Genomic DNA, 22413 nt, shown 5'->3' with positions numbered 1-22413 from the left:
CGGTTGAGATAGGCCAGCAATACAGCAGAACCGAAAGGAGGCGCAGCAGATGGATTTTCAGCAATGCCGTGATTATTGCCTGATGCAATTGCAAAGTAGTGAAGATTTCCCTTTTGGCCCGGACATTTATGTGTACAAAGTGGCTGGGAAAATATTTGCCATTTTAAGTGAAAACCTGCTGCCGGGCGCGCCGGAGAAAGTGGCCAGTATTAATTTAAAATGCAACCCGACTGAAGCACTAATGCTGCGGCAAATTTTTCCGGCCATCACACCGGGTTACCATATGAATAAACAACACTGGAATACAGTGTTGCTGGATAAGTCGGTGCCGGACAATGAAGTCAAACGTATGATTGAACAGTCTTATCAGCTGGTGGTAAACACTTTGCCCAAAGCAAAAAGACCGCTGCTCTGTTCATCCTGAAATCGGATGGCAAAAAGGCGAAAATTGCCAGCCAACTTTAAAAAATGGCTGTTTTCACGCTGGTTGTTGTCATGTGCTGCGGTTACGGTAATGCAGGTCTTTTACTGTCAAAGGAAACGCAAATGACAAGCTGCCCGCAACTGAAGTTATTTCACAATCCACAAAGCCGCTCTTCCTGTATCCGTATTCTGCTGGAAGAGCTTGAATTACCATGCGCTATTGAATTGGTTGATTTTAAAAACAAACCTGAAGCCTTATTGGCAGCGAACCCGCTGGGTAAAGTGCCCACCCTGTTGGCAGACGATGCAGTGGTCAGTGAACAAATTGCCATAGTGCAGTTTTTGGCTGAACTGGCGCCAGGCAAAAACCTAAGCCCGGCCCTGGGTGACCCCTTGCGTGGTCCTTATTTACGGGCGCTGGCGCTTTATGGCAGCAGTTTTGAACCTGCCATGATAGATAAAGCACAAAAACGCGACAGTGGTTCACCCGGCATGAGCCCTTATGGCAGTGTTGAAGCAGTGGAAGCTTTGGTTCGTACTCAACTCAGTAAAGGCCCCTGGTGGCTGGGCGAGCGTTTTACCGCCGCCGATGTGCTCTGGGGTTCTGCATTAAGCTGGATCACCCAGTTTGGTTTATTGGCAAAAACACCGGAAGTAGCTGCTTATATTGAACGTTTTCAGCAGCGTCCTGCGGTTGTGAAGGCACGTGCCAAAGACGCAGCAGACGCAGCTACTTTGGCCTGATGTGCTGGCCGCGGCTTCAGGCCATAGGTTCAGCTTTCTGCATTTTTACCATTTTTACGGTTATGATAAGCCCTGATTTTCCTTCAGGGCTTGGTTTTTATGCGGATCCTGCATAGCTCCGACTGGCATCTTGGCCAGTTTTTTATCGGCAAAAGCCGTCAGGCTGAACATCAGGCGTTTTTTCGCTGGTTAAAACAACAAATTATCCAGCTCGATATTGATGTGTTGCTGGTGGCTGGGGATATTTTTGACAGCGCCACCCCACCCAGTTATGCCCGCGAACTTTACCATCAGCTGATTGTGGATTTACAGCCAACAGGGGTGCAGCTGGTGCTGCTGGGCGGCAACCACGACTCTGTAGCAGTGCTGCAGGAAAGCGCCACTTTATTAACATATCTGCACACCCATGTGGTGCCGGGTTATCAAACCGATATTCAGCAACACCTGATTGCGTTAAAACACAAAAACGGTGAAGTCGGCGCCGTGCTGGCAGCTGTGCCGTTTCTAAGGCCAAGGGATTTGTCGCAGCGTCAGGACGGCAAAAGTCAGGCCGGCCAGAGTGCCAGTGATAAAAGTCAGCAGCTGCAACAACAAATTGGCAGTTTTTATCAGGAGTTGTATCAGGCTGCAGCAGACTATGCTACTGCCCTTGGTAACAGCCAGCTGCCGCTGATTGCCACCGGCCATCTGACCACTGTGGGGGCCAGCAGCACAGAGTCGGTGCGGGAAATTTATATAGGTACGCTGGAAGCTTTACCGGCCAGCGCCTTGCCCCCTTTTGCCTATATAGCGTTGGGCCATATTCATCAGGCGCAAAAAGTGGCGGGTTCTGAATTTATCCGTTATTGCGGCTCGCCAATTCCACTAAGTTTTGATGAAGCCAGCCAGCAAAAACAGTTGCTGCTGGTTGAGTTCAGCGCAGAGAACACCAAGCCTGAGGTTCGCAGTATTCAGGTGCCCTGTTTTCAGCCTTTGCTCAGCCTGACTTCTGACCTGGCTTCTTTAGCCACTAAACTCCAGCCGGCGCTGTTGCAGCTCGCGCCCGGGCAAACTTTGTGGCTGGAGCTGGTGCTTTGTGGTGAAGATGTGCTGTTGTCGGACATTCAGCTGCAATTACAGCAGCAGCTGGCGGATTTACCGGTTGAGCTATTAAAACTGCGCCGGGAAAGACGCAGCGGCACCACTCCTTTGTTGCAGGCCGACCCTTCGTTGCAGGAGCTGACAGTCGCCGATGTGTTTAGCGCCAGATTGTTGCAGGAAGAGCTGACACCTGAGCTGAATCAGCGTTTAACCCAGTTGCATCAGCTGGCGTTAGAGCAGCTGGCCGAACAACAATCTGTGGTTCAAACAACCGATCCCGCCATCTTGCTAAAACAAACTGAGGTGGCCGGATGAAAATTCTATCGCTGCGGCTGTTAAACCTGAACTCCTTGCGTGGTGAATGGAAAATTGATTTTCGCGACCCGGCTTTTGCTACTTCGAACTTATTTGCCATTACCGGCCCGACAGGCGCTGGCAAAAGTACCCTGCTGGATGCCATTTGCCTGGCGCTTTATCACCAAACACCCAGATTAAAGCTGCTCAGTCAGAGCAGCAACGAGCTGATGAGCCGGCACAGTGCTGAATGTCTGGCCGAAGTGGAATTTTCGGTGCAGGGCCAGGGTTACCGTGCATTCTGGAGTCAGCGCCGCTCCCGTGGTGCGCTGGACGGTAATCTACAGGCCGCCAAAGTAGAGCTGGCCAAACTGGATGGTGAGATTTTAACCGACAAAAGTTCGGAAAAGCTAAAACTGACCGAGCAATTAACCGGGCTGGATTTTGCCCGTTTTACCCGCTCTATGTTGTTGTCGCAGGGCAACTTTGCCGCTTTTTTAAATGCCAGCGCCAATGAAAGGGCTGAGCTTTTGGAAGAGCTGACCGGCACCGAAATTTATGGTCAGCTGTCGATGCAGGTATTTGCCCAATGCCGTGAGCTGGAAACCGAACAAAAACTTACCCAGGCGAGATTGCAGGGCATGCAATTGCTTGGCGCTGAAGAATTAGCGGCGCTGGCAACTCGGGAACAACAACTGAGCGCGGCGCAGCAAGAGTTGCAACAGCAACTACAAAGGTTGGTGCCGCAGTTAAACTGGTGGCAGCAACAGCAGCAGGCCTTGTTGCAACAGCAGCAGGCCGGGCAAAAACTGCAGCAGGCGCAGGATGCGATGGCGCAGGCCAAAGTGGGCCTGGCCAAGCTGGAAACTTATCCTGAAGTCACGCGGCTGCAACCTTTGTATCAGGCGCTGCTGCAGGCCAGACAGCAACAAGAACAGGCGCAGCTGCAGTTACAGCAGTGGCAGCAACTTTATCAGCCGCTGGCACAGGCGCAGCAGCAAAGTCTGGCACAGATCGCAGAGCTGAGTGCAGAGCGTTACACAGTGTTACAGCAGCAGCACCAGCAATACAAAGCTGAGCTGGCCACTTTAGAGCAGCAGCTGTCCGGCCGCCTTTCTGCCGGCATGCTGGCCGAATTACTGGCCGCTTTTCAACCGGCCTGGCAGCAGGCTGAGCAGCGGGTGCAGCAATTGGCCCATTTAGCGCAGCAACAGCAAAAACTTGAGGCTGAGCTGCAGCAGCTGTCGCTGGCAGGTCAACAGAAAAAGGCGCAGGAACAACAGTTTGCGACTGAACAAGCCAAAGCTGAACAACAGCTAAAGCAGTTGCTCGCGGCGCAGCAACTGCTGGATGCCGACGCTTTGCAGCAACAACAGCAGCAACTGCAACAACAGCATTTTGTACTGGCCGAGGTGCTGCAGCAGCTGCAGCAACTTTGCCAGCTACAGACCAAAGTGCAGCAGTTGCAACAACAAAGCAGTGAGCAACAACAGCGCTCACAGCAGCTGGAGCAGCAGGTGACACAGCTGCGTCAGGCCTACAAACAGCAGGAAGCAGTGGTCAAAGACAAAGAGGTTATTTTTCAGCAGCAGCTGAAAATTACCGAATTATCGGCACTGCGGGCCAATTTGCAGCCAGGGGAAGCTTGCCCGTTATGCGGCAGCGCCGAACATCCGGCTGTCGAGACTTATCAGCAGCTCAGCCCCAATGCCGCTGAACTGGCGCTGCAGCAGGCCAAACAGCTGCTGGAGCAATATTTACAGCAGGGCACAGTGGCGCAGCAACAACAAACCCGGTTACAGACCGAACTTGCACTCTGGCAACAGCAACAGCAGGAGCTGCAACAGCAGCAAGGGAATATCCGCCATCAGCTGCAGGCCCTGGCGCTGCCCGCTGAGCTGTTGATGCTGGTGCAACAAAGTACCCAGAGTCTGACACTGGCGCCTTTGGAAGAACGGCAACAACAGCTGAGCCGGACGTTAACCCAAATACAGCAGCAACTGCAGCAATATCAGCACAGTCAGCAGCAGCTTCTGGCGGCGCAGCAACAATTGCAGCAGGCACAACTGAATGTGCAGCAGCTGGGTCAGCAGCTGGCGCTGGATCGCCAGCACTATCTGCAGCTGCAAAAAGAGCAAAAACAACATCAGGATGAACAGCAGCGGCTTGGTGTTGAACTGGAAGCTCAGTTGCAGGCACTGAGTGCCGAGCTGCAAAAGCTCGGTGATGCGCCTGTTGTGCACAAGCCCGCCGCACTTTGGCTGGCAGAGCTACAACAGCGTCAGCAGCATTGGCAGGCGCAGCTGAAACTCTGGCAACAACAGGAGCAACAGCGCACACAACTGGAGCAGCAGTTGTTGCAACTGATGCCGCTGCAGGCTCAGGCGCAGGCCGAATTGGTGCACTGGCAGGCCATCAGCACAGAGCAGGGTGTGCATCTACAGCAGCAATTATCGCAGCCTGAGCCGGCTGCATCCGCCGAAACCTTGCAGCAGCTGCTGCAACAGCAAATCAGCCTGTGGCAGCAACAACAGCAGCAGCTGGCGCAGCTGTTGGGCCAGCAGCACAGTTTGTTATTACAACAACAGCAGCAAGAAGCGCAGCTTCTGGCGGCGCAGCAACAATGGCAGCAGGCGCTGGCGGCCAGCCCTTTTGCCACTGAAATTGCTTTTATTACCGCCCAGCTCAGCGAAGTGCAGCTGGTGCAGTTGCAACAACAAAAACAGCAATTACAGGACGCCGAAACCTCAGCCAAAGCTTTGCTGGCACAGGCCACTGAGCAGCTGGCTGCACTGGAAGCCAGCAAAGCTGACGCCTTGCCGGAGCTGGCGGTGCTGGAGCAACAGCAGCACCAGTTGCAACAACAGCAGCAACAGCTCAGTGAGCAGCTGGGTGAAATCCGCCAGCAGCAAAAACAACAACAGCAGCTGGCGCAACAACAACAGGCCTTGTATCAGCAGTTGCAACAGCAGCAGGATACCTATCAGGACTGGCAAAAGCTGAACAGCCTGATAGGCTCGGCCGATGGTGCCAAGTACCGCCGTTTTGCCCAGGGTTTAACACTGCAGCAATTGTTAAAACTGGCCAACCGCCAGCTGGACAAATTGCACAGCCGTTATCAGTTGTGCCGCAAAGCCGACAGTGAACTGGAATTACAGGTGCTGGACAGCTGGCAGGCCGATGCAGTGCGCGACACCAAAACTTTATCCGGTGGTGAAAGTTTTCTGGTCAGTCTGGCGCTGGCTTTGGCCTTGTCCGATTTGGTCAGCCATAAAACCCGGATTGAATCGTTATTCCTGGACGAAGGTTTTGGCACCTTAGACCCAGATACGCTGGAAACCGCGTTGGCCGCGCTGGATAGTCTGCAAAGCAGCGGCAAAATGATTGGTGTGATCAGCCACGTTGAAGCGTTGAAAGAGCGGATCCCGGTGCAAATCAGGGTGCAAAAACAAGCAGGTTCCGGCTGGAGCCAGCTGCTACTGCCAGGCTAAAAACGCCGGGCGCGGCCGATCTTGTTGGAGTATGGCTGTTGCGTCAGCAGCTCGGTGTCAGCTCGTTAGATCCGGCGTTAACAGCGCACTGGTGGCAGGTTGTTGCTGGCGCAGCAATTGTTCGAACTTTTCCGCACAGAGCGGTGGGCTGCACAGATAACCCTGATAATGGTCACAGTGTTGCTGGCGCAAAAACTCGAGCTGGGTGGTGGTTTCCACCCCTTCGGCCAGCACTTTAAATCCCAAGGTGTGGGCAATGCCGATAATGGCGGTGGCAATGGCCATATCGTCTTTGCTGGTGGGAATATCATCAATAAATTTTTTGTCGATTTTCAGCACATCCAACGGGAAACGTTTTAAATAGGCCAGCGACGAATAGCCGGTGCCAAAGTCGTCAATGGCCAGCCGGATCCCCAAACCGCGCAGCTGATTCAAGGTGTCTATCACCGCTTCTTCGTTTTCCATCAGCGCACTTTCGGTCAGTTCCAGCTCCAGTGCTGCCGCCGGAAAACCTGTGCTGGCCAGGGTTTCGCGTACCAGGGCTTTCATATCAAAACGTTTAAACTGACTGGGCGACACATTGACTGCCAGTGTCAGATCACACCAGCCCAGCTCACGCCAGCGCTGCCCCTGGGCACAACTTTGTTGCAGTACAAAACTGCCGATGTCGTTGATCAAACCACAACTTTCAGCGACCGGAATAAAACGCGCCGGGGATATCATGCCTTGTTGCGGGTCAAACCAACGTACCAGTGCTTCAGCACCAATAATTCGGCCGGAACAAATGTCGAGCTGCGGCTGATAATACACTTGCAGATGACCCTGCCGGATGGCTTTACGCAGGTTTGACTCCATCGTCAGCCTGTCGCGCGCCGCCTGGGTAAAAGCATCCGCATAAAAAGTAAAGGTGCTACGCCCTGCTGCTTTGGCTTTATAAAGTGCCGAGTCGGCACCCTGCATCAGTGCTGCGGTATTGTCGGCATGTTCCGGGAACAGACAAATGCCAATGCTGGCGCCCAGCGTGACCTCAAACTGACCATCCAGTACAAAGGGTTGAGTGAATGTCTGAATCAGCTGAGCAGCCAAGGCTGCGGCGTCTTCCGGCTTGGCCAGTTGCGGCAGCAGTATGGCAAATTCGTCCCCACCGAGGCGTGCCAGTAAATCACCGGTTCTGCTTTGTTTTTTCAGCCGGCGAGCCACCTGTTGCAGCAGTTGGTCACCAAGCTGATGGCCATAACTGTCGTTCACATGTTTAAAGTGGTCCAGATCGAGAATTAACACAGCGCCTTTGTGCTGTGCAGTGCGGGCCAGAGTTAAACTTTGTTCCAGCAGCTGCAAAAATAAATGCCGGTTGGGTAAATGGGTCAGCTCGTCATGATCCGACAAAAACTCCATTTCAGCTTCGGTGGCCCGGATTTGCGACAGATCGGTAAAGATGGCGGCATAATGGCTGATGTGTTGCTGCTCATCAAACACAGCACTGATACTGAGCTGCAGCTGCAACAACTCACCATCTTTGCGTTTATTCAGAATTTCGCCTTGCCAGTAATTTTGCTCCTGCAGCATCTGCCACAGCTGCTGATAAAATTCGGCCGGATGGCGGCCGGAGCGGAAAATAGCCGGAGTCTGGCCAATCAGTTCGCTTTCGCTGTAGCCAAATAACTGTTGCAGCGCCGGGTTGACGGAAATAATACGTTTTTGCGTGTCGGTGATCAGTATGCCTTCCCTGCTGCTGTTAAACACGGCGGCTGACAGTCTGAGTTTTTCATCCTGTTGTTTACGTTCAGTTAAATCCAGATCCATACAAAAAATCTGCGCCGCTTTGTCGTGAAGTTTGACAACGGCATGGCCGGAATACACCGGCACCAGATGGCCGTCTTTATGTTTTAACAACAGTTCAGCCGAGGGAATAGGTTCGCCGGTTTCGGCCATCTGAGCCACGGCGCAGCGCACATCATGCTGCATTGCTGCCGGAATAATCAGTTGCAGCAGATTCTGACCAATAGCCTCTTCTTTGCTGTAACCATAAATACGTTCGCTTGCTTTGTTCCAGTAAAAAGTGGTGCCATCGGCTTCATAACCCTGCACTGCAATTTCCGGAGTGTTGTCCAGTAAGGTGCGAAAACGCAGTTCACTGTCCTGCCACTGTTGTTCTGCTTGTTTTTGCCGGCTGATATCTTCAATTTCCAGCAAAAAGTGGCTCAGTTGCTGCTGGCTATCAAGAATGCGGCGCAGCGAATAAGCTTGCCAGTAACTGCTGTCGTCGGGTCTTTGCAACTGACACTGGCCGCGCACCGGCTCTTCGGTGGTTTTAAGTTGTGCCATGGCATTGAGGATATCCGGGCGTAACTCAGGCGGATACAGGCTGGGCAGTGCTGCGCCCAGCAGCTGGGCTTCTGCAATGCCGGTCACGGGTTCCACTTGTTGATTCAGATAACTGATGGTGCCGTCGGGATCACAAATCACCACAGCAACCGGGCTTTGTTCGACCGCTTTGGATAATAAATCCAGCATGGCTTTGGCATCGCTGCGCTCCACCAAAAATGCCGCCAGGCTAACGGTAAACTGAATTAAATCAATCTCTTCTGGGTTTGGTGCTCTGGTTTCGGCCAGATAAATGGCAAAGGTGCCGAGTAAGGTTTTCTGGCTGTTAAAAAAGGGCGTGGACCAACAAGCCCGTAACCAGGGATAAGGGGCAATCAGTTCGTGAAATTGTTGCCACAACATATCCTGATAAACATCTGTCACTATCACCGGCTGGCCTGTGGCCGCTGCAGTGCCGCAGCTGCCATTGCCATAACGGATCGGCAGTCCATCCACTTTAGCGTTGTAGTCTGCTGGCAGGCTGGGGCCTGCGGCCACTCTCAGACATTGGCGTTGTAAGTCGGCCAGCAAAATAGAGCAGCGCAGGCTGGGTTGCTGCTGTTCCACAAAATTCACCAGTTCGGTCAGCAGCTGCGTTAGCGGAATATTGTCCAGCAAACGGTGTAACAAATGGCTCTGCGCCTGTTGTTTGGACAGTTGTTTACGTTTTTCGCGGATGTTTTGAAAACACAGCACCAGCACAGTGCCATCATGGGATGGTGGCACTGGGATAGCGCGGTAAGCACAGGGGATCACTTCGCCGCTGGTATTCAGTAATAAGTCGGCCTCCCCGTTCTGGGGTTTGGGTTTTTGCAGTGTGGCGGCAATGTCGCGCCATACCGACAGTGCTGATTTTTGTTTGGCAACAATGGTCAGCATCGGCAGACCAAGTAATTGTTGTGGTTGTTGGTAACCCAGTTGGGTTAAGGCAGCATGATTCACAAAAGTGATGTCACCGCTTTGGGTCAGGCCAATAATAGCGTCGCCTGTGGCATCCAATAGCAGCTGCACCTGTGCCATGCTGGATTCCAGCGCCAGCACCGCCTGTTTTTTGGCGTCTATATCTTCAACCACGGCCACATAATAACTCTGCTCAGCTTCTTCGGCTCTGTGCATCGACACCGATAAATTAGCCCAGAAAAACGCACCATCGGCGCGGCGATAGCGTTTTTCCATGTCGTAATGTTCGATAGCACCACGGGTGAGCGCAGCCAGCAGCGTCAGATCAGCCGCTAAATCTTCTGGATGGGTAATGTCATGGAAACTGCGACCGGTCAACTCGGTTATGGGGTATTGCAGCATATCGGCAAACCGTTGATTGAGCGTGATAAAGTGACCGGTTAACGACACATGGGCCATGCCAACCGCAGCCTGGCCAAAGGTGCTGTGAAAATGCTGACTGGCCAGCGCAGCCCTGTGACTTTGATACTGCTGCAGGCGCAGCAGCCACAATAACAGTCCGATGCAGAGTAAAAATAATAACCAGCCATTTACCTGATGCAGTTGACTGGCTTGTTGTGCTGTCATCATGCCGGATAGCAACCACAAGTCCAGTTCGGTTAGCCAGCAGACAGCCAACAGCACAAATACCACCACGGCCAGTTGCGGGTAGACATATTGTTGTTGCTGAGTTGGATCTGCGCTTTGATGCCACATCGTCCTGATGCCTTGTTCGCTTGCTGTGGTGCAACCTTGCCTGGCGGGCTCCGACAAAAAGGCTTGGTTTGCAACCGCAACTGTGGAAACAAAATTGGTGTTATTTTCTGGTTAAGCGTAGTTCAAGCTATTGGAATGACCAATAAAATCGGGAATGGCAGTCGCCATTCCCGATACAAAGTCAAAAAGCGTAGACAAAAGTTAAGGAAGTTTGGGTGTCGGTTTTTTTCTTGCCCAGTGGCACCTCAGTGTCGTTTTGCACTAAAAAAGCCGCTTTCATCTGCATTTTGCCAATCAGACTGGCACTGATGGAGGATTCAGCGACTGTTCTGGTGTTTTCTTCGCCGTATTCCACACTGAGCGTTTGTTTAAATGAGGCTGTGTTAGAAAATGCCCAGTTAAAACTGGCGGCTGTACGTAGTATCAGTCCGTTTTCAGTGACATCGTCGGCGGTGCGGCCAGAGAAATAACCCGGACCAATTTCCGCATCCAGGGTTTTATTGTCATCCTGATATAAACGATCACCATAACCCACAGAAACCAGGCTGTATTTTTGATAAGCACCAAAAGAGTCATCGGTGTAAGAGCCCAGGATGTATAACTTGGCAAAATCATCGTCCAGTTTATAACCACCTTTGGCCGACACAAAAAAACGTTCTGCAGATTTTTCCGTACTGGTATTGCCGTCGGCGTCGGTAATTTCGTCTTCTTTAAAATAACCGCCCAGACTATATTCATTGCTCCAGTGTGTCAGTTCCTGTTTGCTGTCAATTTTACCTGTGACTGAGGTGCCTTTGGTATTACCCGACGTCATAATAGCGCCCAGTTCAGCCTGAGTGGTCCAGACTTTGGGTGTTTCTGCGGCCTGTGCCAGAGCGCCAAACAGCATAAGGGTCAGTGCGGATGTGATGCGGATTGTCATTCCTTAACCTCTTTTTTCATATGTAAACTCATCTGCGGGAAGGGGATTTCAATCCCCTGTTGGTCAAAATCCAGTTTTACTTTTTCCAGAATGTTCCAGTACACAGGCCAGTAATCCGCTGCCTGCACCCAGGGGCGCACCACCAGCTGTACTGCTGAGTCGGCCAAGGCGCTGACAGCAATCACAGGGGCCGGGTCTTTTAGTACCCTGGGGTCATTGCTTAAAATATCGTGCAGAATTTGTTTGGCCCGGCGCAGGTCTGAGTCGTAGCTGATACCAATCACCAAGTCGATCCGACGGCGTGGTTCTGCTGAATAATTGATGATAGGCCCGCCTGTGATCTGGGAGTTGGGCACAATAATTTTTTTATTGTCGCCGGTTTTAAAAATGGTCTGGAAAATATCGATGCGCTCTACCACGCCGCTGATGCCAGCCACGTCCACCATGTCACCGGCTTTAAAAGGCCGGAAAATAATGATCAGTACACCCGAAGCAAAGTTAGACAAGGATCCCTGCAGCGCCAGTGCAATAGCTAAACCAGCGGCACCTAAAATGGCAATAAAAGAGGTGGTTTGAATACCTAAATGCGACAAAGCGATTAACGCCACGGCAATCAGAGCGCCGGCATAAACGATGCTGGATAAAAAAGACACCACAGCACGGTCCACTTTACGTAATAACAAAGCTTTACTCACCAACCGGGCGGCACCCAGCGCTAACCAGCGGCCTATATAAAAAATAACGAGAGCAATCAATAAATTAACGGCGGAATTTAGCAAAAAGTCCTGGTTTTTGCTGAGATAACTCATCATTTGGTCCAACAACGGAACACTCCTTCTGAATAATGCATAAAGACAACACAGCCGCAGCTATGCCATTGATCTAAACTCAAATATCATAACCCGTTCTGGTGTTTTTGCCCGAACGGCAGTCTAGCTTTGTCTTATGAACCTCAGGTGAAGCCCTCTGAATGGAGTAATTTTTGTGGACCTGGCCAGATTACAACAACAGCTGAAAAGCGGCCGGCAGGCACCGCTGGAACAATGGCATCCACCCTTTTGTGGGGATATGCCAATCCAGATCAACCGCGACGGACAGTGGCATTATCAGCAAAGTCCGATTGGCCGGATGGAGCTGGTGAAGTTATTTGCCTCTGTACTGCAACGGAAAAACGGCGATTATGTGCTGACAACACCAGTGGAAGAAGTACGGATTCAGGTGGCGGATGCGCCTTTTGTGATTATTGATTGGTGCTGGCAACAGCTGGAACAACAACAGTTGCTGCAACTGACCGACAATCTGGATTATCAGTATCTGGTGAGTGCTGAATTTCCGGTGTTGCTGCAGCCCGAACCGGGTTCAGGGCTGTTATTGCCTTATTTGCAGCTTGGCCGGGGCCTGAGCGCCAAATTCAGCCGGGCTGTGTTTTACCAGCTGGCGGAACAGGCAGAGCTGGCTGAACTCAATGGTCAGCCGCAGTTAGTGCTGACAAGTGGCGAGTATCGCTGTAGCCTTGGCATAGCTGCAGATTAACAAGGAAGAAGTCACCAACGGCGCTGCAGTTAAATCACTTTGGAATAACGTTCGGCGCCACTGAGCAGATAAGCATCAAAACAAGCGGCAATCACCCTGACCCAGGGCCGGCCCAGTTCGGTGACGGTGAGCACATCTTCTTGCCAGCGCAGCAATTGATCTTTTTCACATTCAGCCAGTTGTTGCAGGCTGCTGGCAAAATACTGCTGAAAATCCAGCTGCCAGCTGTTGGCAAAAGCAGCGGTATCGAGGCGGAAATTACACATCAGACTGGCAATCAAATCGGCGCGGATCAGGTCGTCCCGGCTCAGGCTCATGCCTTTGTCTATGCTGTTCCCTTTATCATCAAGATCGCGGTAATACTGATTTAAATCTTTTTGGTGTTGCCAGATTTCAGTACCTACCTGACTGATAGCCGACACCCCAAGTCCCAGCAAGGCATCGGCATTGTCTGTGGTGTAACCCTGGAAATTACGTTGTAACACGCCTTGTTGCTGTGCTATCGCCAGGCTGTCGTCTGCTTTGGCAAAGTGGTCCATGCCAATCGCCAGATAACCGGCCTGTTGTAATGTGTCCACCGATAACGCCAATAACGCCAGTTTCTCGTGGCCATCAGGTAAAGCTTCAGTTGGAATTTTACGCTGGGCGGCAAACCGGTCAGGTAAATGGGCATAACTGAACAGTGAAATGCGGTCCGGATTCAGCCTAATCACTTGTTCAAGCGTGTCAGCAAAACTGTCGGTATGCTGATAAGGCAGGCCGTAGACTAAATCTAGGTTGATCGACTGATAACCAAGAATTTTGGCGCCAAGCACCAGTTCCTGCACCAGCTCGAAACTTTGCTCGCGGTGAATACTTTGCTGCACTTTGGCGTCAAAGTCCTGCACACCAAAACTCACCCGGCTAAATCCCAGTTCGCGCAACAGGGCCAGCTTTTTTAAATCGCAGCTGCGTGGGTCAATTTCAATACTGAGCACAGCGTCTGGGCTAAAGTGAAAATACTGACGGAGGTTCTGCATCATCAAGCGCAGCTGGGATTCATCCAGAAATGTCGGAGTGCCGCCGCCCAGATGCAGCTGTGTCACCTGCTGATGTTGAGTGGCCTGTTGATAAAACGCCATTTCCTGTTGTAAATATTGCAGATAACGGTCGGCTTTACTCTGGTCGCGGCTAATCACTTTGTTACAGCCACAGTAATAACAAAGCTGCCGGCAAAACGGTAAATGCAGATATAAACTCAGCGCCGGACCACTCTGACGCAGCGCTTGTAAGGCTTTCTGGCTGCTATAGCCACTGCGCAACAACAAGGCTGTTGGGTAAGAGGTATAACGTGGCCCTTTCACGTTGTATTTTTGTACCAGAGCTTCGTCCCAAATCATCGTGTTCATATCGCATTCGCTTCTGTGGTGCTGGCGACATCATAGCTGCTGTGATGTAGTAGGTTTTGATCCAACACAACAACAGCACAGATTGCTGAAAACAATAAGCCAGTGCAGCACGCTGGCATTAATCCGGGAACATCGATGAAAACAACATACAGTTTAATATGCAGTGCGCTGCTGATGCCGGCTCTGGCGCAGGCGGCCACCCTTATTCATGCCGGCACTGTTATTACCGCTGAAGGCTCACAGGTGTTAAAAAACCAGACGCTGGTGGTTGAAGGCGACAAAATCAGTGGCATTGAAGCCGGATTTCGCAGCCCGGCCAGCGGTGATGTGCTGATTGATCTGAAAAATCACACTGTGATGCCGGGTCTGATGGATATGCACACACACTTTTCTTACCAAAGCAGCCCGACAGCCTACAGCGAAGGCTTTACCATGAATGAGGCTGATGTGGCGCTGCGTGGTGCCACTTATGCCGAAAAAACCCTGATGTCAGGCTTTACTACGGTGCGGGAACTTGGAGACAGTCACCATATCAGCACTGCGCTGCGTAAAGCCATTGACGCCGGTTATGTCAAAGGGCCGCGTATTTTTACCGCTGGTAAATCTATTGCAACCACAGGCGGCCATGCCGATCCAACCAATGGTGTGGCTTACCAGCGTATGGGCGACCCGACACCGGCCGATGGTGTGATTAACGGCGTCGATGATGCGCGTAAAGCAGTGCGGCAGCGTTATAAAGAAGGCGCCGATTTAATTAAAATCACAGCAACAGGTGGCGTGCTCAGCGTGGCCAAAAGTGGCATGAATGCCCAGTTTAAAGACGATGAGCTCAAAGCTATTGTCGATACCGCCAAGGATTATGGTTTTACCGTGGCCGTGCATGCTCATGGAAAAGAAGGCATGGAGCGGGCCATTAAAGCCGGTGTTCATTCAATTGAACACGGCACCTTTATGGACGACAACACCATGAAGCTGATGAAACAATACGGCACCTATTTTGTGCCGACCATCAGCGCAGGCAAATATGTGGCCGAAAAAGCCAAGGTGCCGGGATTTTTTCCTGAGATGGTGCGGTTAAAAGCTGCGGCTATCGGACCTTTAATTCAGCAAACTTTTGCCAGAGCTTATAAAGCCGGGGTGAAAATTGCGTTTGGCACTGATGCCGGTGTCGGCATGCATGGTGATAACTGGCAGGAATTTGTATTTATGACAGAAGCCGGTATGCCGGCGCTGGCTGCCATCCAAAGTGCCACTATTGAAGGTGCCCGTTTATTGGGGGTTGAGCAAAATATGGGCAGCCTGAAGGTAGGGAAAATCGCCGATATTATTGCAGTGCCTGGTGACCCACTGGCCGATATTCAGTTGATGGGCAAAGTGAACTTTGTGATGAAAGCTGGTGTGGTTTACAAAAACTAACTCGCTCAAAATTGCAGTGTGCTTTACACACTGTAATTTCCTGCCATGAACAGCCTTGGCCTGAGGTGACAATTGCAAAGCGGCGTTGTTGTTAATGCCGCTGCTGCAATAAGGCCAATAAACCCTCAATATCTTTTTCAATGGCGGATTTGAGTTCAATTTCTTTTTGCTGACGCAGATGATCCTGCCGGCGTAATTCCTTTTTCTCCAGTGCCTTGCGGGCATCATGGGTTGGCATGTCTTTGATCAAATCATACATCTCAAACAGCGCCGGCCAGCGACAAGCCTGCGCCAGTTCTGGCTGCATATTTTCCAGCAATACCCAGATGCGCAGTGCCGCTTCTGACGGTTCACATTGTTGTTCCAGCGTGGCTTTGCCAATCAAAGTGATACTGTCGAGCAAATATTGCTGCCTTTCCGCCAGTTTTTGCTGATGCGCCTGCAACGCCTGCTGTTGTTTTTGCTGTTGTGCTTTTAACTGAAACAGCAACTTGCCAAGATAAAAAGCCAGACCCGCGATAATCAACAAACCGACAACAAACAACGTCATCCACATCACATTCACCTGTTGTTACTCTCCGAGTAAGTCTTTACGCCAATCAGTCTGTTCCAGTTTGGCCAGTGGATCTAAATCTTCGTCGTCTTCATCTTCGTCCAGATCTAAACCTAACAACGTCAGCAGCTCAGCATGGCGGGCGGTTTTGGCGTTAAAGTATTTGGCGTCTTTGCCGGTCAGAATCTCACCCTGCTCGGTGCGCTCTAATAATTCCGCCAAGCGTTCATCCTGCTCAATTTGCGCCAGCTCAACTTCAGGGGCAATTTCCACTGGTTTAGCTTTTGCCAGTACAGCTTTGGGTTGGGTGGCAGGTGCCAGCAATTTTTGCTCGGCAACAGTCACAACCAATGGAATAGGCTTTTTACTGCCGATGCGTGGATCTTTGTTTTTGCTGCCGCTGCTTTCGGTTTTATCAGCCTGCACTAAAGCGTTACGGCTACCGGATTTTAAGCCTGCACCTTTTTTCTTGGTTTCTACCGGACGGTCACGTTCCTGGCGGGCTTCTGCAGCCGGTTTATGCCTGATACCTATCTGGCCTGAGGTCCGTGATTTTTTTTTGCGAGTCATAATGTCTACCTGTAGAAAAGGGCGCGTATTTTAACCAGTTTTGCCGGTGCTGCCTATGTATTTTAGCGTTGATGCCAGATCTGGCGTTATTGGCTGTGTTTGAGGTGCAGGTTTTGGCTGATGTTATGGATTGCCAGGCGCCCATGCTGAAAAACAAGATGAAAGACGCCATAAAACAAAACGGCAGTAAGGGTTGCCTACTGCCGTCAAAGTGTTGCACTCAAAGGTGCTGAATTTTTGCATATCGTCCTGACTTACGTGAGACACCCTGTCTGGACAGTTTCCCTATATTGTTAGGTCATTTCCCTATTTAAATAATTATTCGCGATCGTCCTAATACTTTTTAATTCTTCCATGGATCGCGTTAAAAACGCTGCATCAGTCATGATGCTTTTTTAATGTAGCTAGCACTATTGCTATCCGTGCACATTGTCCATTTTGTTGAGTTGTTACAATCTGTAACGGGGTTTAATTTACTCCGATCTGACGGAATGGCAATACTGTGATCAAAAAAAAATCATAAAAAAAGTGAACTATTTTCAGCAGTCAAATTAAATCAGATAGTTAGCATAATTAATCAGATGAGTTTGCGATATTTGGAAGTCTTTTTGGGTTTTTATCTCACAGTAGATGTGAGACATATCTCACAAATGACAAAGAGACTATAGCTGTAAGTCCTGACTCACCCAATAAAAAAGCCGGCGACAGGCACCGGCTTTTTCAGAAAAACGAACGGATTAATGTAAACCGCCGAGGTATTTAGAGATGATTTCAATGTCTTCGTCGGTCAGTTTTTTCGCAACATCGCGCATCATACCATTCATGTCATTGGCGCGAGTGCCGGCACGGAAGGCTTCCAGCTGAGTTTTAATATATGCAGCATGCTGGAAAGAAATTTTCGGGAAGTTTGCCAGGCTGTGACCTACACCACGAGGGCCGTGACAAGCGATACAGGCGGCGATACCACGATTCATATCCCCGGCACGGAATAATTTCTGACCTGCTTCAACCACGTCTTCCGGTGTTGTGCCAGATTTCATTGTCTGACTGGCATAAAAAGCAGCCAGGTCCAGCATATCCTGCTCTGACAGAGCGGCAACCATACCGGCCATTACGGCGTTATTACGGCCTTCTTTACCACCGCTGCTCATGCCAAGTTTGAATTCTTTTAATTGTTTATACAGATAACCAGCATGTTGACCGGCGATTTTTGGATACATATCAGTAGGGCTGTTACCGTCTGGACCATGACAGGCGGCACAAGTGGCAGATTTAGCTTTACCTGCTTCTGCATTACCAACCGGAGCTGTTGTTTCTGCAGCAACAGCCTGACCGGCCAACCCTAAAAAAAGCATGACTGGAAGTGCGAATTTTTTCATGTTTATCCGTCTCTGTTCAGCGTGAACCTGCTCAAAAAGCAGGAATAAAAAATAATAACCCTAATAATTATGTCTATTTTACACGAATCTAAGCCAGATAAAATCCCATTCATGCGGCTAATGCTTCTTCAGATCAATCAGATCCGCTACACTATAGCCAAATTTGATGTCGGAGTAAGTTGTGTACAAAGCAAAATTTAATTATCAGCAGACCAGTTTTTTAACCAGCGCCCCAGATATTACCGCTCTGCCGCCAGATACCGGCATTGAAGTTGCATTTGCTGGCCGGTCAAATGCAGGTAAATCCAGCGCTTTGAATACCTTAACCCGGCAAAACAATTTAGCCCGTACCAGTAAAACACCGGGGCGCACTCAGCTGATCAATACTTTCCGCCTGGCCGACAATAAACGCCTGATCGATTTACCGGGTTATGGTTTTGCCAAAGTGCCGCTGACGGTGAAAGAAAAATGGCAAAAATCGCTGGGTGAATATCTGATGAAACGTCAGAGTCTGAAAGGCCTGGTGGTATTAATGGATATTCGTCATCCGTTAAAAGATTTAGATCAACAACTGATCCACTGGGCGGTAGAAAGTGATTTGTCGGTGTTATTACTTTTGACCAAAGCAGACAAACTAAGCCCAGGTCCGCGGAAAAAAACCTTATTGGAAGTACGTGAAGCTTCATTGGCTTTTATGGGGGATATCACTGTGCATACGTTCAGCTCGCTCAGTAAACAAGGTTTAACTGAGTTAGAACAGGTGCTTGACGACTGGTACAGTCGCGATGATGAAAGCCAGCTTTCGGCTGAATAATTCTGTAGCGCAATTGGCGATCGTTATACAAGATCGCCTTATTTAGCAGCTATCCCATGACAGTCCGCAAAATCCGCTTTATTCACTGCACTGCTTAAAACCAGATGTTATCCCGTTAAAAAAGAAAAACCGGCGTCTCAGAGAGAGGCCGGTATAGCAAACGGGGAGAAGCTATCAATAATTTCAAATCAACAGGGTGTCTTCAGAGAAGACGCTGCCATTATACATAGCTTTTTGTTTATTTAAAGTATTTGCTCTAAAAAATCTAATTAAGTTTCAAATTTTGGATAAAAAAAAACGCCCCACTGCAAGCAGTGGGGCGGCTAAATAAGCCTACTTTCTATGCGGATTCAGGATTTAACTCCTAAAACTGCCGAAAGATAGAACATCTTACCTCTGTACCCTACAGTTTTTGATTTTACTGCGACGAGTTCAAAAAGCAAGCGCATTTTGTAATAAAACTACATAAACTTGATTTTGTTTTTCTTTTTACGCTGATTCGTAATTAAGTTACGAGCTTAAATGCCCTAAACTTCAGATGTTGTGGGGATCGTCAGATGAATGGTTGTTGTATGGCGGGTAGAAAAAAGCCCCGCTCATGTCATAGCGGGGCTGAAAGGTGAATTACCAGGAATGGGTATGCTCACGGCTAAACAGACTGAGCCTGATAAAATAAGTTCAATCAGTTTCTATACTTAACATGCTTCTAGTGTGCTTCATCCCAATTCAGGCCAGAACCTGCCTCTGCCAGCAAAGGTACATCAAGTTTGGCGGCTTGTTGCATCAGGCTGACAATTTGCTGTTGGAATTCCGGTAGCAGGCCGGCATCCACTTCAAACACCAGTTCATCGTGCACCTGCATGATCATGCTGATTTTGCTTTGATCCTGCTGCTGCAACCAATGATCAACGGCCAACATCGCATTTTTAATAATGTCAGCAGCTGTGCCCTGCATCGGTGCGTTAATGGCCGCGCGCTCAGCGCCTTTTTTGCGTGCCATGTTTTTGCTGTTAATTTCCGGCAAATACAGTCGGCGGCCAAACAAAGTTTCGACATAACCAGCTTGATGTGCCTGAGCTCTGGTGTTTTCCATATAAGCCAGTACACCAGGGAAACGGGCAAAATAAGTGTCGACATAATGCTGGGCTTCACTGCGGCTGATATCGAGCTGTCTCGCCAGACCAAAAGCCGACATGCCATAAATTAAACCAAAGTTTACTGCCTTGGCACGGCGGCGTTGTTCTGTGGTTACTTCATTCAGCGGCACCGCGAATACTTCGGCAGCTGTAGCGCGGTGAATATCCAGACCTTGGGCAAAAGCGTCCAGCAAAGCTTTATCCTGAGATAAATGCGCCATAATGCGCAGCTCTATCTGCGAATAGTCCACTGCCAAAATACGTTTGCCGGGCGCAGCAATAAAAGCCTGACGAATACGGCGGCCTTCTTCGGTGCGGATCGGTATATTCTGCAGGTTGGGTTCGGTGGAACTCAAACGACCAGTGGCCGCCACCGCCTGATGATAAGAGGTATGCACCCGTCCTGTAACCGGGTTTACACTCTGCGGCAGTTTGTCAGTGTAAGTGGATTTCAGTTTAGCCAGAGTGCGGTGTTCAATAATAACTCTTGGCAATTCATAGTCATGCGCCAGTTCAGTCAGCACTTCCTCGGCCGTGGAAGGTATACCCGTTGGTGTTTTTTTCAGCACCGGCAAACCCTGCTCAGTAAACAGAATTTCCTGTAATTGTTTTGGTGATGACAGGTTAAAGGTTTTGCCGGCCAGGTTGTGCGCCTGTTGTTCCAGCTCACCAATCCGGTTGGCCAGAAATTCGCTTTGTTGTTGCAACAGAGCTGCATCAATCAGCACGCCGGTGCGTTCCATCCGCGATAACACTGAAAGCAGAGGAATTTCAATCTGTTGTAACACCTGAGCCAGGCGCCCTTCGGCTTGTAATTGTGGCCATAACTGCTGGTGCAGCTGCAGAGTGACGTCTGCATCTTCAGCGGCATATTCAGCGGCCTTTTCCAGTTCGATCTGATTAAAAGTCAGTTGTTTGGCGCCTTTGCCGGCAATATCTTCAAAACTGATGGTCTGATGATTCAGATATTTTTGCGCCAGGCTGTCCATATCATGGCGCGATGCCACGCTGTTCAGCACATAAGATTCCAGCATAGTGTCAAAAGCTACACCACGCAGGCTGATATTGTAGCGGGCCAGCACACTCATATCGTATTTCAGATTCTGACCGACTTTGGCTTTGTCCGGGTTTTCCAGCCAGCCTTTAAGTTTTTGCAGCACTTCTGTGCGTGGCAGCTGCAAAGGGGCGCCAATATAGTCATGACCCAGCGGCAGATAATAAGCCTGGCCCGGTGCAACGGCAAAAGACATGCCTACCAGTTCAGCCTGCATATAATCCAGGCTGGTGGTTTCAGTATCAAAAGCAACCAACTCAGTTTGTTGTAATAACAATAACAGCTCGTCAAAAGCCTGGGTTGTCAGAATAGTCTGATAGCCGCTGCGATCAAGCTGTGCGGCATTTTCAGCCGGGGTTTGGGGGGCGACAGCTGTGGTTGTTTGTTGTTCGATGGCAGCTTCAGTGCGCACTGTATTAATTTTGTCTGTACTTTGTACTTCAGCCAGCCAGCGACGAAACTCACACTGCTGGTAAAGCTCTGCCAGTTTGGTGTAGTCAGGTGTCTGGATATGCAAATCAATCAGCTGTTTTGGCAGCTCCACGTCGGTTTTAATAGTGGCAAGCTGATAAGACAATTCCAGCTGATCTTTATACTCAAGCATTTTATCAGCAATGGTTTTGCTGCCGCGAAAACCTAAAGCTGCAATGTCATCCAGTCGCTGATATAAAGTGGCAATAGAGCCAAGTCCCTGCAGTAATGCCTGCGCTGTTTTTTCACCGACACCGGGCAAACCAGGAATGTTATCGGCTTTGTCGCCCATCAGTGCCAGGAAATCGATAATCAGCTCAGGCCCTACACCAAACTTTTCCCGGACCCCATCAGGGTCGAGGATGGTATTGGTCATGGTATTAATCAGGGTCACATGCGGATTGACCAGCTGCGCCATATCTTTATCACCGGTCGAAATCAGCACGTGACGACCTACAGCAGTTGCCTGCATTGCGATGGTGCCAATCACATCATCAGCTTCAACACCGGAAATACACAACAGCGGTAAACCCAAAGCATGAATAATCTGATGTAAGGGTTCAATCTGGCTGCGTAAATCGTCCGGCATCGGCGGGCGGTGGGCTTTGTACTCGGTATAAAGTTCGTTGCGAAAGGTTGGCCCCTTGGCATCAAACACCACTGCCATCTGACTGGGATTATATTGCCTGAGTAAACTCTTCAGCATGTTCACCACACCATAAATAGCGCCAGTGGCTTCGCCTCTGGAATTGGTTAAATGTGGTGGTGAGTGATAAGCACGGAATAAATAAGAAGAACCATCAACCAGGATCAGTGGATCGGCAGGAATTTGTACCATGAGCTGAGCTCCGAATTTTTTATTAAGCATGCCACATCCGGCCTTGATCGGCCAGAATGCTTTTGCTCGGAAAAAGTGGATATGTTGTGGATAAGTTTGTGCAAAAAATAACAGGCAGCAGTGCGACTACCAAGATCTTTCAGGCATCAAAGTTAAGCTAAGTTGTTGAGAATAAAACTAAAAACGAAGGGGAGAACAACATGAACCCTTGTTATTATTCTTTACATCCTGTTGTGGAAAATCTTTTTAACCATCCGCCGACCGCATGCAAAAGACGAGAGCAGTAA

15 protein-coding genes are annotated in these 22413 nt (G+C 49.9%); 7 read left to right on the top strand and 8 right to left on the bottom strand.

All coding sequences use genetic code 11. The features are described from left to right. The first annotated feature begins 49 nt into the window (after window positions 1-49). The 4 genes from V7P87_RS06810 (at window position 50) to V7P87_RS06795 (ending at window position 6032) form a co-directional block, all read left to right on the top strand. Window positions 50-424, top strand: a complete 375-nt coding sequence (locus V7P87_RS06810) for an MmcQ/YjbR family DNA-binding protein (protein WP_333796763.1) — start codon at window positions 50-52, stop codon at window positions 422-424. A gap of 122 nt (window positions 425-546) precedes the next feature. Beyond that, a complete protein-coding gene (locus V7P87_RS06805) occupies window positions 547-1167 on the top strand; it encodes a glutathione S-transferase family protein (RefSeq protein ID WP_333796762.1) in 621 nt (206 codons plus the stop codon). Window positions 1168-1266: 99 nt separating this feature from the next. Continuing rightward, on the top strand, window positions 1267-2562 hold the full coding sequence (gene sbcD / locus V7P87_RS06800; protein WP_333796761.1) for an exonuclease subunit SbcD: 1296 nt from the start codon (window positions 1267-1269) through the stop codon (window positions 2560-2562). Beyond that, the gene (locus V7P87_RS06795; protein ID WP_333796760.1) at window positions 2559-6032 is read left to right on the top strand and encodes an AAA family ATPase; all 3474 of its coding nucleotides are present in this window, start codon (window positions 2559-2561) and stop codon (window positions 6030-6032) included. Before sbcD ends, V7P87_RS06795 begins: the two co-directional genes overlap by 4 nt. Before the next feature lie 57 nt (window positions 6033-6089). Here the strand turns inward: V7P87_RS06795 and V7P87_RS06790 are convergent, their stop codons facing one another. The 3 genes from V7P87_RS06790 to V7P87_RS06780 form a co-directional block, all read right to left on the bottom strand. Next, on the bottom strand, window positions 6090-10052 hold the full coding sequence (locus V7P87_RS06790) for a PAS domain S-box protein (protein WP_333796759.1): 3963 nt from the start codon (window positions 10050-10052) through the stop codon (window positions 6090-6092). A 181-nt stretch (window positions 10053-10233) separates the two neighbouring features. Then, complete coding sequence (locus V7P87_RS06785; protein WP_333796758.1) at window positions 10234-10974, bottom strand: DUF481 domain-containing protein; 741 nt, start codon at window positions 10972-10974, stop codon at window positions 10234-10236. Then, complete coding sequence (locus V7P87_RS06780; protein ID WP_333796757.1) at window positions 10971-11798, bottom strand: mechanosensitive ion channel family protein; 828 nt, start codon at window positions 11796-11798, stop codon at window positions 10971-10973. Before V7P87_RS06780 ends, V7P87_RS06785 begins: the two co-directional genes overlap by 4 nt. A gap of 160 nt (window positions 11799-11958) precedes the next feature. Here V7P87_RS06780 and V7P87_RS06775 point away from each other — a divergent pair, with 160 nt between their 5' ends. Further along, window positions 11959-12507: a DUF1285 domain-containing protein gene (locus V7P87_RS06775; protein WP_333796756.1), complete on the top strand. Its 549-nt coding sequence runs from the start codon at window positions 11959-11961 to the stop codon at window positions 12505-12507. A gap of 29 nt (window positions 12508-12536) precedes the next feature. On the opposite strand, the gene hemN is transcribed toward V7P87_RS06775, so the two are convergent. Next, window positions 12537-13895: an oxygen-independent coproporphyrinogen III oxidase gene (gene hemN / locus V7P87_RS06770; protein WP_333796755.1), complete on the bottom strand. Its 1359-nt coding sequence runs from the start codon at window positions 13893-13895 to the stop codon at window positions 12537-12539. Window positions 13896-14030: 135 nt separating this feature from the next. Between hemN and V7P87_RS06765 the strand changes: the two genes are divergently transcribed. Next, window positions 14031-15311, top strand: a complete 1281-nt coding sequence (locus V7P87_RS06765) for a metal-dependent hydrolase family protein (RefSeq protein WP_296297485.1) — start codon at window positions 14031-14033, stop codon at window positions 15309-15311. 91 nt (window positions 15312-15402) lie between these two features. On the opposite strand, the gene V7P87_RS06760 is transcribed toward V7P87_RS06765, so the two are convergent. The 3 genes from V7P87_RS06760 to V7P87_RS06750 form a co-directional block, all read right to left on the bottom strand. Beyond that, window positions 15403-15867: a DUF2489 domain-containing protein gene (locus V7P87_RS06760; RefSeq protein WP_333796754.1), complete on the bottom strand. Its 465-nt coding sequence runs from the start codon at window positions 15865-15867 to the stop codon at window positions 15403-15405. 15 nt (window positions 15868-15882) lie between these two features. Beyond that, the gene (yihI, locus tag V7P87_RS06755; RefSeq protein WP_296297489.1) at window positions 15883-16434 is read right to left on the bottom strand and encodes a Der GTPase-activating protein YihI; all 552 of its coding nucleotides are present in this window, start codon (window positions 16432-16434) and stop codon (window positions 15883-15885) included. Between the two features lie 737 nt (window positions 16435-17171). Then, window positions 17172-17813: a c-type cytochrome gene (locus tag V7P87_RS06750; protein WP_333796753.1), complete on the bottom strand. Its 642-nt coding sequence runs from the start codon at window positions 17811-17813 to the stop codon at window positions 17172-17174. 181 nt (window positions 17814-17994) lie between these two features. Here V7P87_RS06750 and yihA point away from each other — a divergent pair, with 181 nt between their 5' ends. Further along, window positions 17995-18627 carry a ribosome biogenesis GTP-binding protein YihA/YsxC gene (gene yihA, locus V7P87_RS06745; RefSeq protein WP_296297492.1) on the top strand — a complete coding sequence of 211 codons (633 nt, stop codon included), beginning with the start codon at window positions 17995-17997 and terminating at the stop codon, window positions 18625-18627. A 706-nt stretch (window positions 18628-19333) separates the two neighbouring features. Here the strand turns inward: yihA and polA are convergent. Further along, the gene (gene polA / locus V7P87_RS06740) at window positions 19334-22126 is read right to left on the bottom strand and encodes a DNA polymerase I (protein ID WP_333796752.1); all 2793 of its coding nucleotides are present in this window, start codon (window positions 22124-22126) and stop codon (window positions 19334-19336) included. Between the last annotated feature and the right edge of the window lie 287 nt (window positions 22127-22413).

Origin of the sequence: Rheinheimera sp. (assembly GCF_036782235.1) — a bacterium.
In the GTDB taxonomy this organism is placed as follows: domain Bacteria; phylum Pseudomonadota; class Gammaproteobacteria; order Enterobacterales; family Alteromonadaceae; genus Pararheinheimera.
The sequence above is the reverse complement of the archived record's forward strand: the minus strand, read 5'-3'. Positions and strand labels throughout refer to the sequence as shown.

What these genes read in the sequence shown, in the direction of transcription:
- V7P87_RS06810 (WP_333796763.1), top strand. Translation starts at nt 50, where the DNA reads ATGGATTTTCAGCAATGCCGTGATTATTGCCTGATGCAATTGCAAAGT.
- V7P87_RS06805 (WP_333796762.1), top strand. Translation starts at nt 547, where the DNA reads ATGACAAGCTGCCCGCAACTGAAGTTATTTCACAATCCACAAAGCCGC.
- sbcD (WP_333796761.1), top strand. Translation starts at nt 1,267, where the DNA reads ATGCGGATCCTGCATAGCTCCGACTGGCATCTTGGCCAGTTTTTTATC.
- V7P87_RS06795 (WP_333796760.1), top strand. Translation starts at nt 2,559, where the DNA reads ATGAAAATTCTATCGCTGCGGCTGTTAAACCTGAACTCCTTGCGTGGT.
- V7P87_RS06790 (WP_333796759.1), bottom strand. Translation starts at nt 10,052, where the DNA reads ATGTGGCATCAAAGCGCAGATCCAACTCAGCAACAACAATATGTCTAC.
- V7P87_RS06785 (WP_333796758.1), bottom strand. Translation starts at nt 10,974, where the DNA reads ATGACAATCCGCATCACATCCGCACTGACCCTTATGCTGTTTGGCGCT.
- hemN (WP_333796755.1), bottom strand. Translation starts at nt 13,895, where the DNA reads ATGAACACGATGATTTGGGACGAAGCTCTGGTACAAAAATACAACGTG.
- V7P87_RS06765 (WP_296297485.1), top strand. Translation starts at nt 14,031, where the DNA reads ATGAAAACAACATACAGTTTAATATGCAGTGCGCTGCTGATGCCGGCT.
- V7P87_RS06760 (WP_333796754.1), bottom strand. Translation starts at nt 15,867, where the DNA reads ATGTGGATGACGTTGTTTGTTGTCGGTTTGTTGATTATCGCGGGTCTG.
- yihI (WP_296297489.1), bottom strand. Translation starts at nt 16,434, where the DNA reads ATGACTCGCAAAAAAAAATCACGGACCTCAGGCCAGATAGGTATCAGG.
- V7P87_RS06750 (WP_333796753.1), bottom strand. Translation starts at nt 17,813, where the DNA reads ATGAAAAAATTCGCACTTCCAGTCATGCTTTTTTTAGGGTTGGCCGGT.
- polA (WP_333796752.1), bottom strand. Translation starts at nt 22,126, where the DNA reads ATGGTACAAATTCCTGCCGATCCACTGATCCTGGTTGATGGTTCTTCT.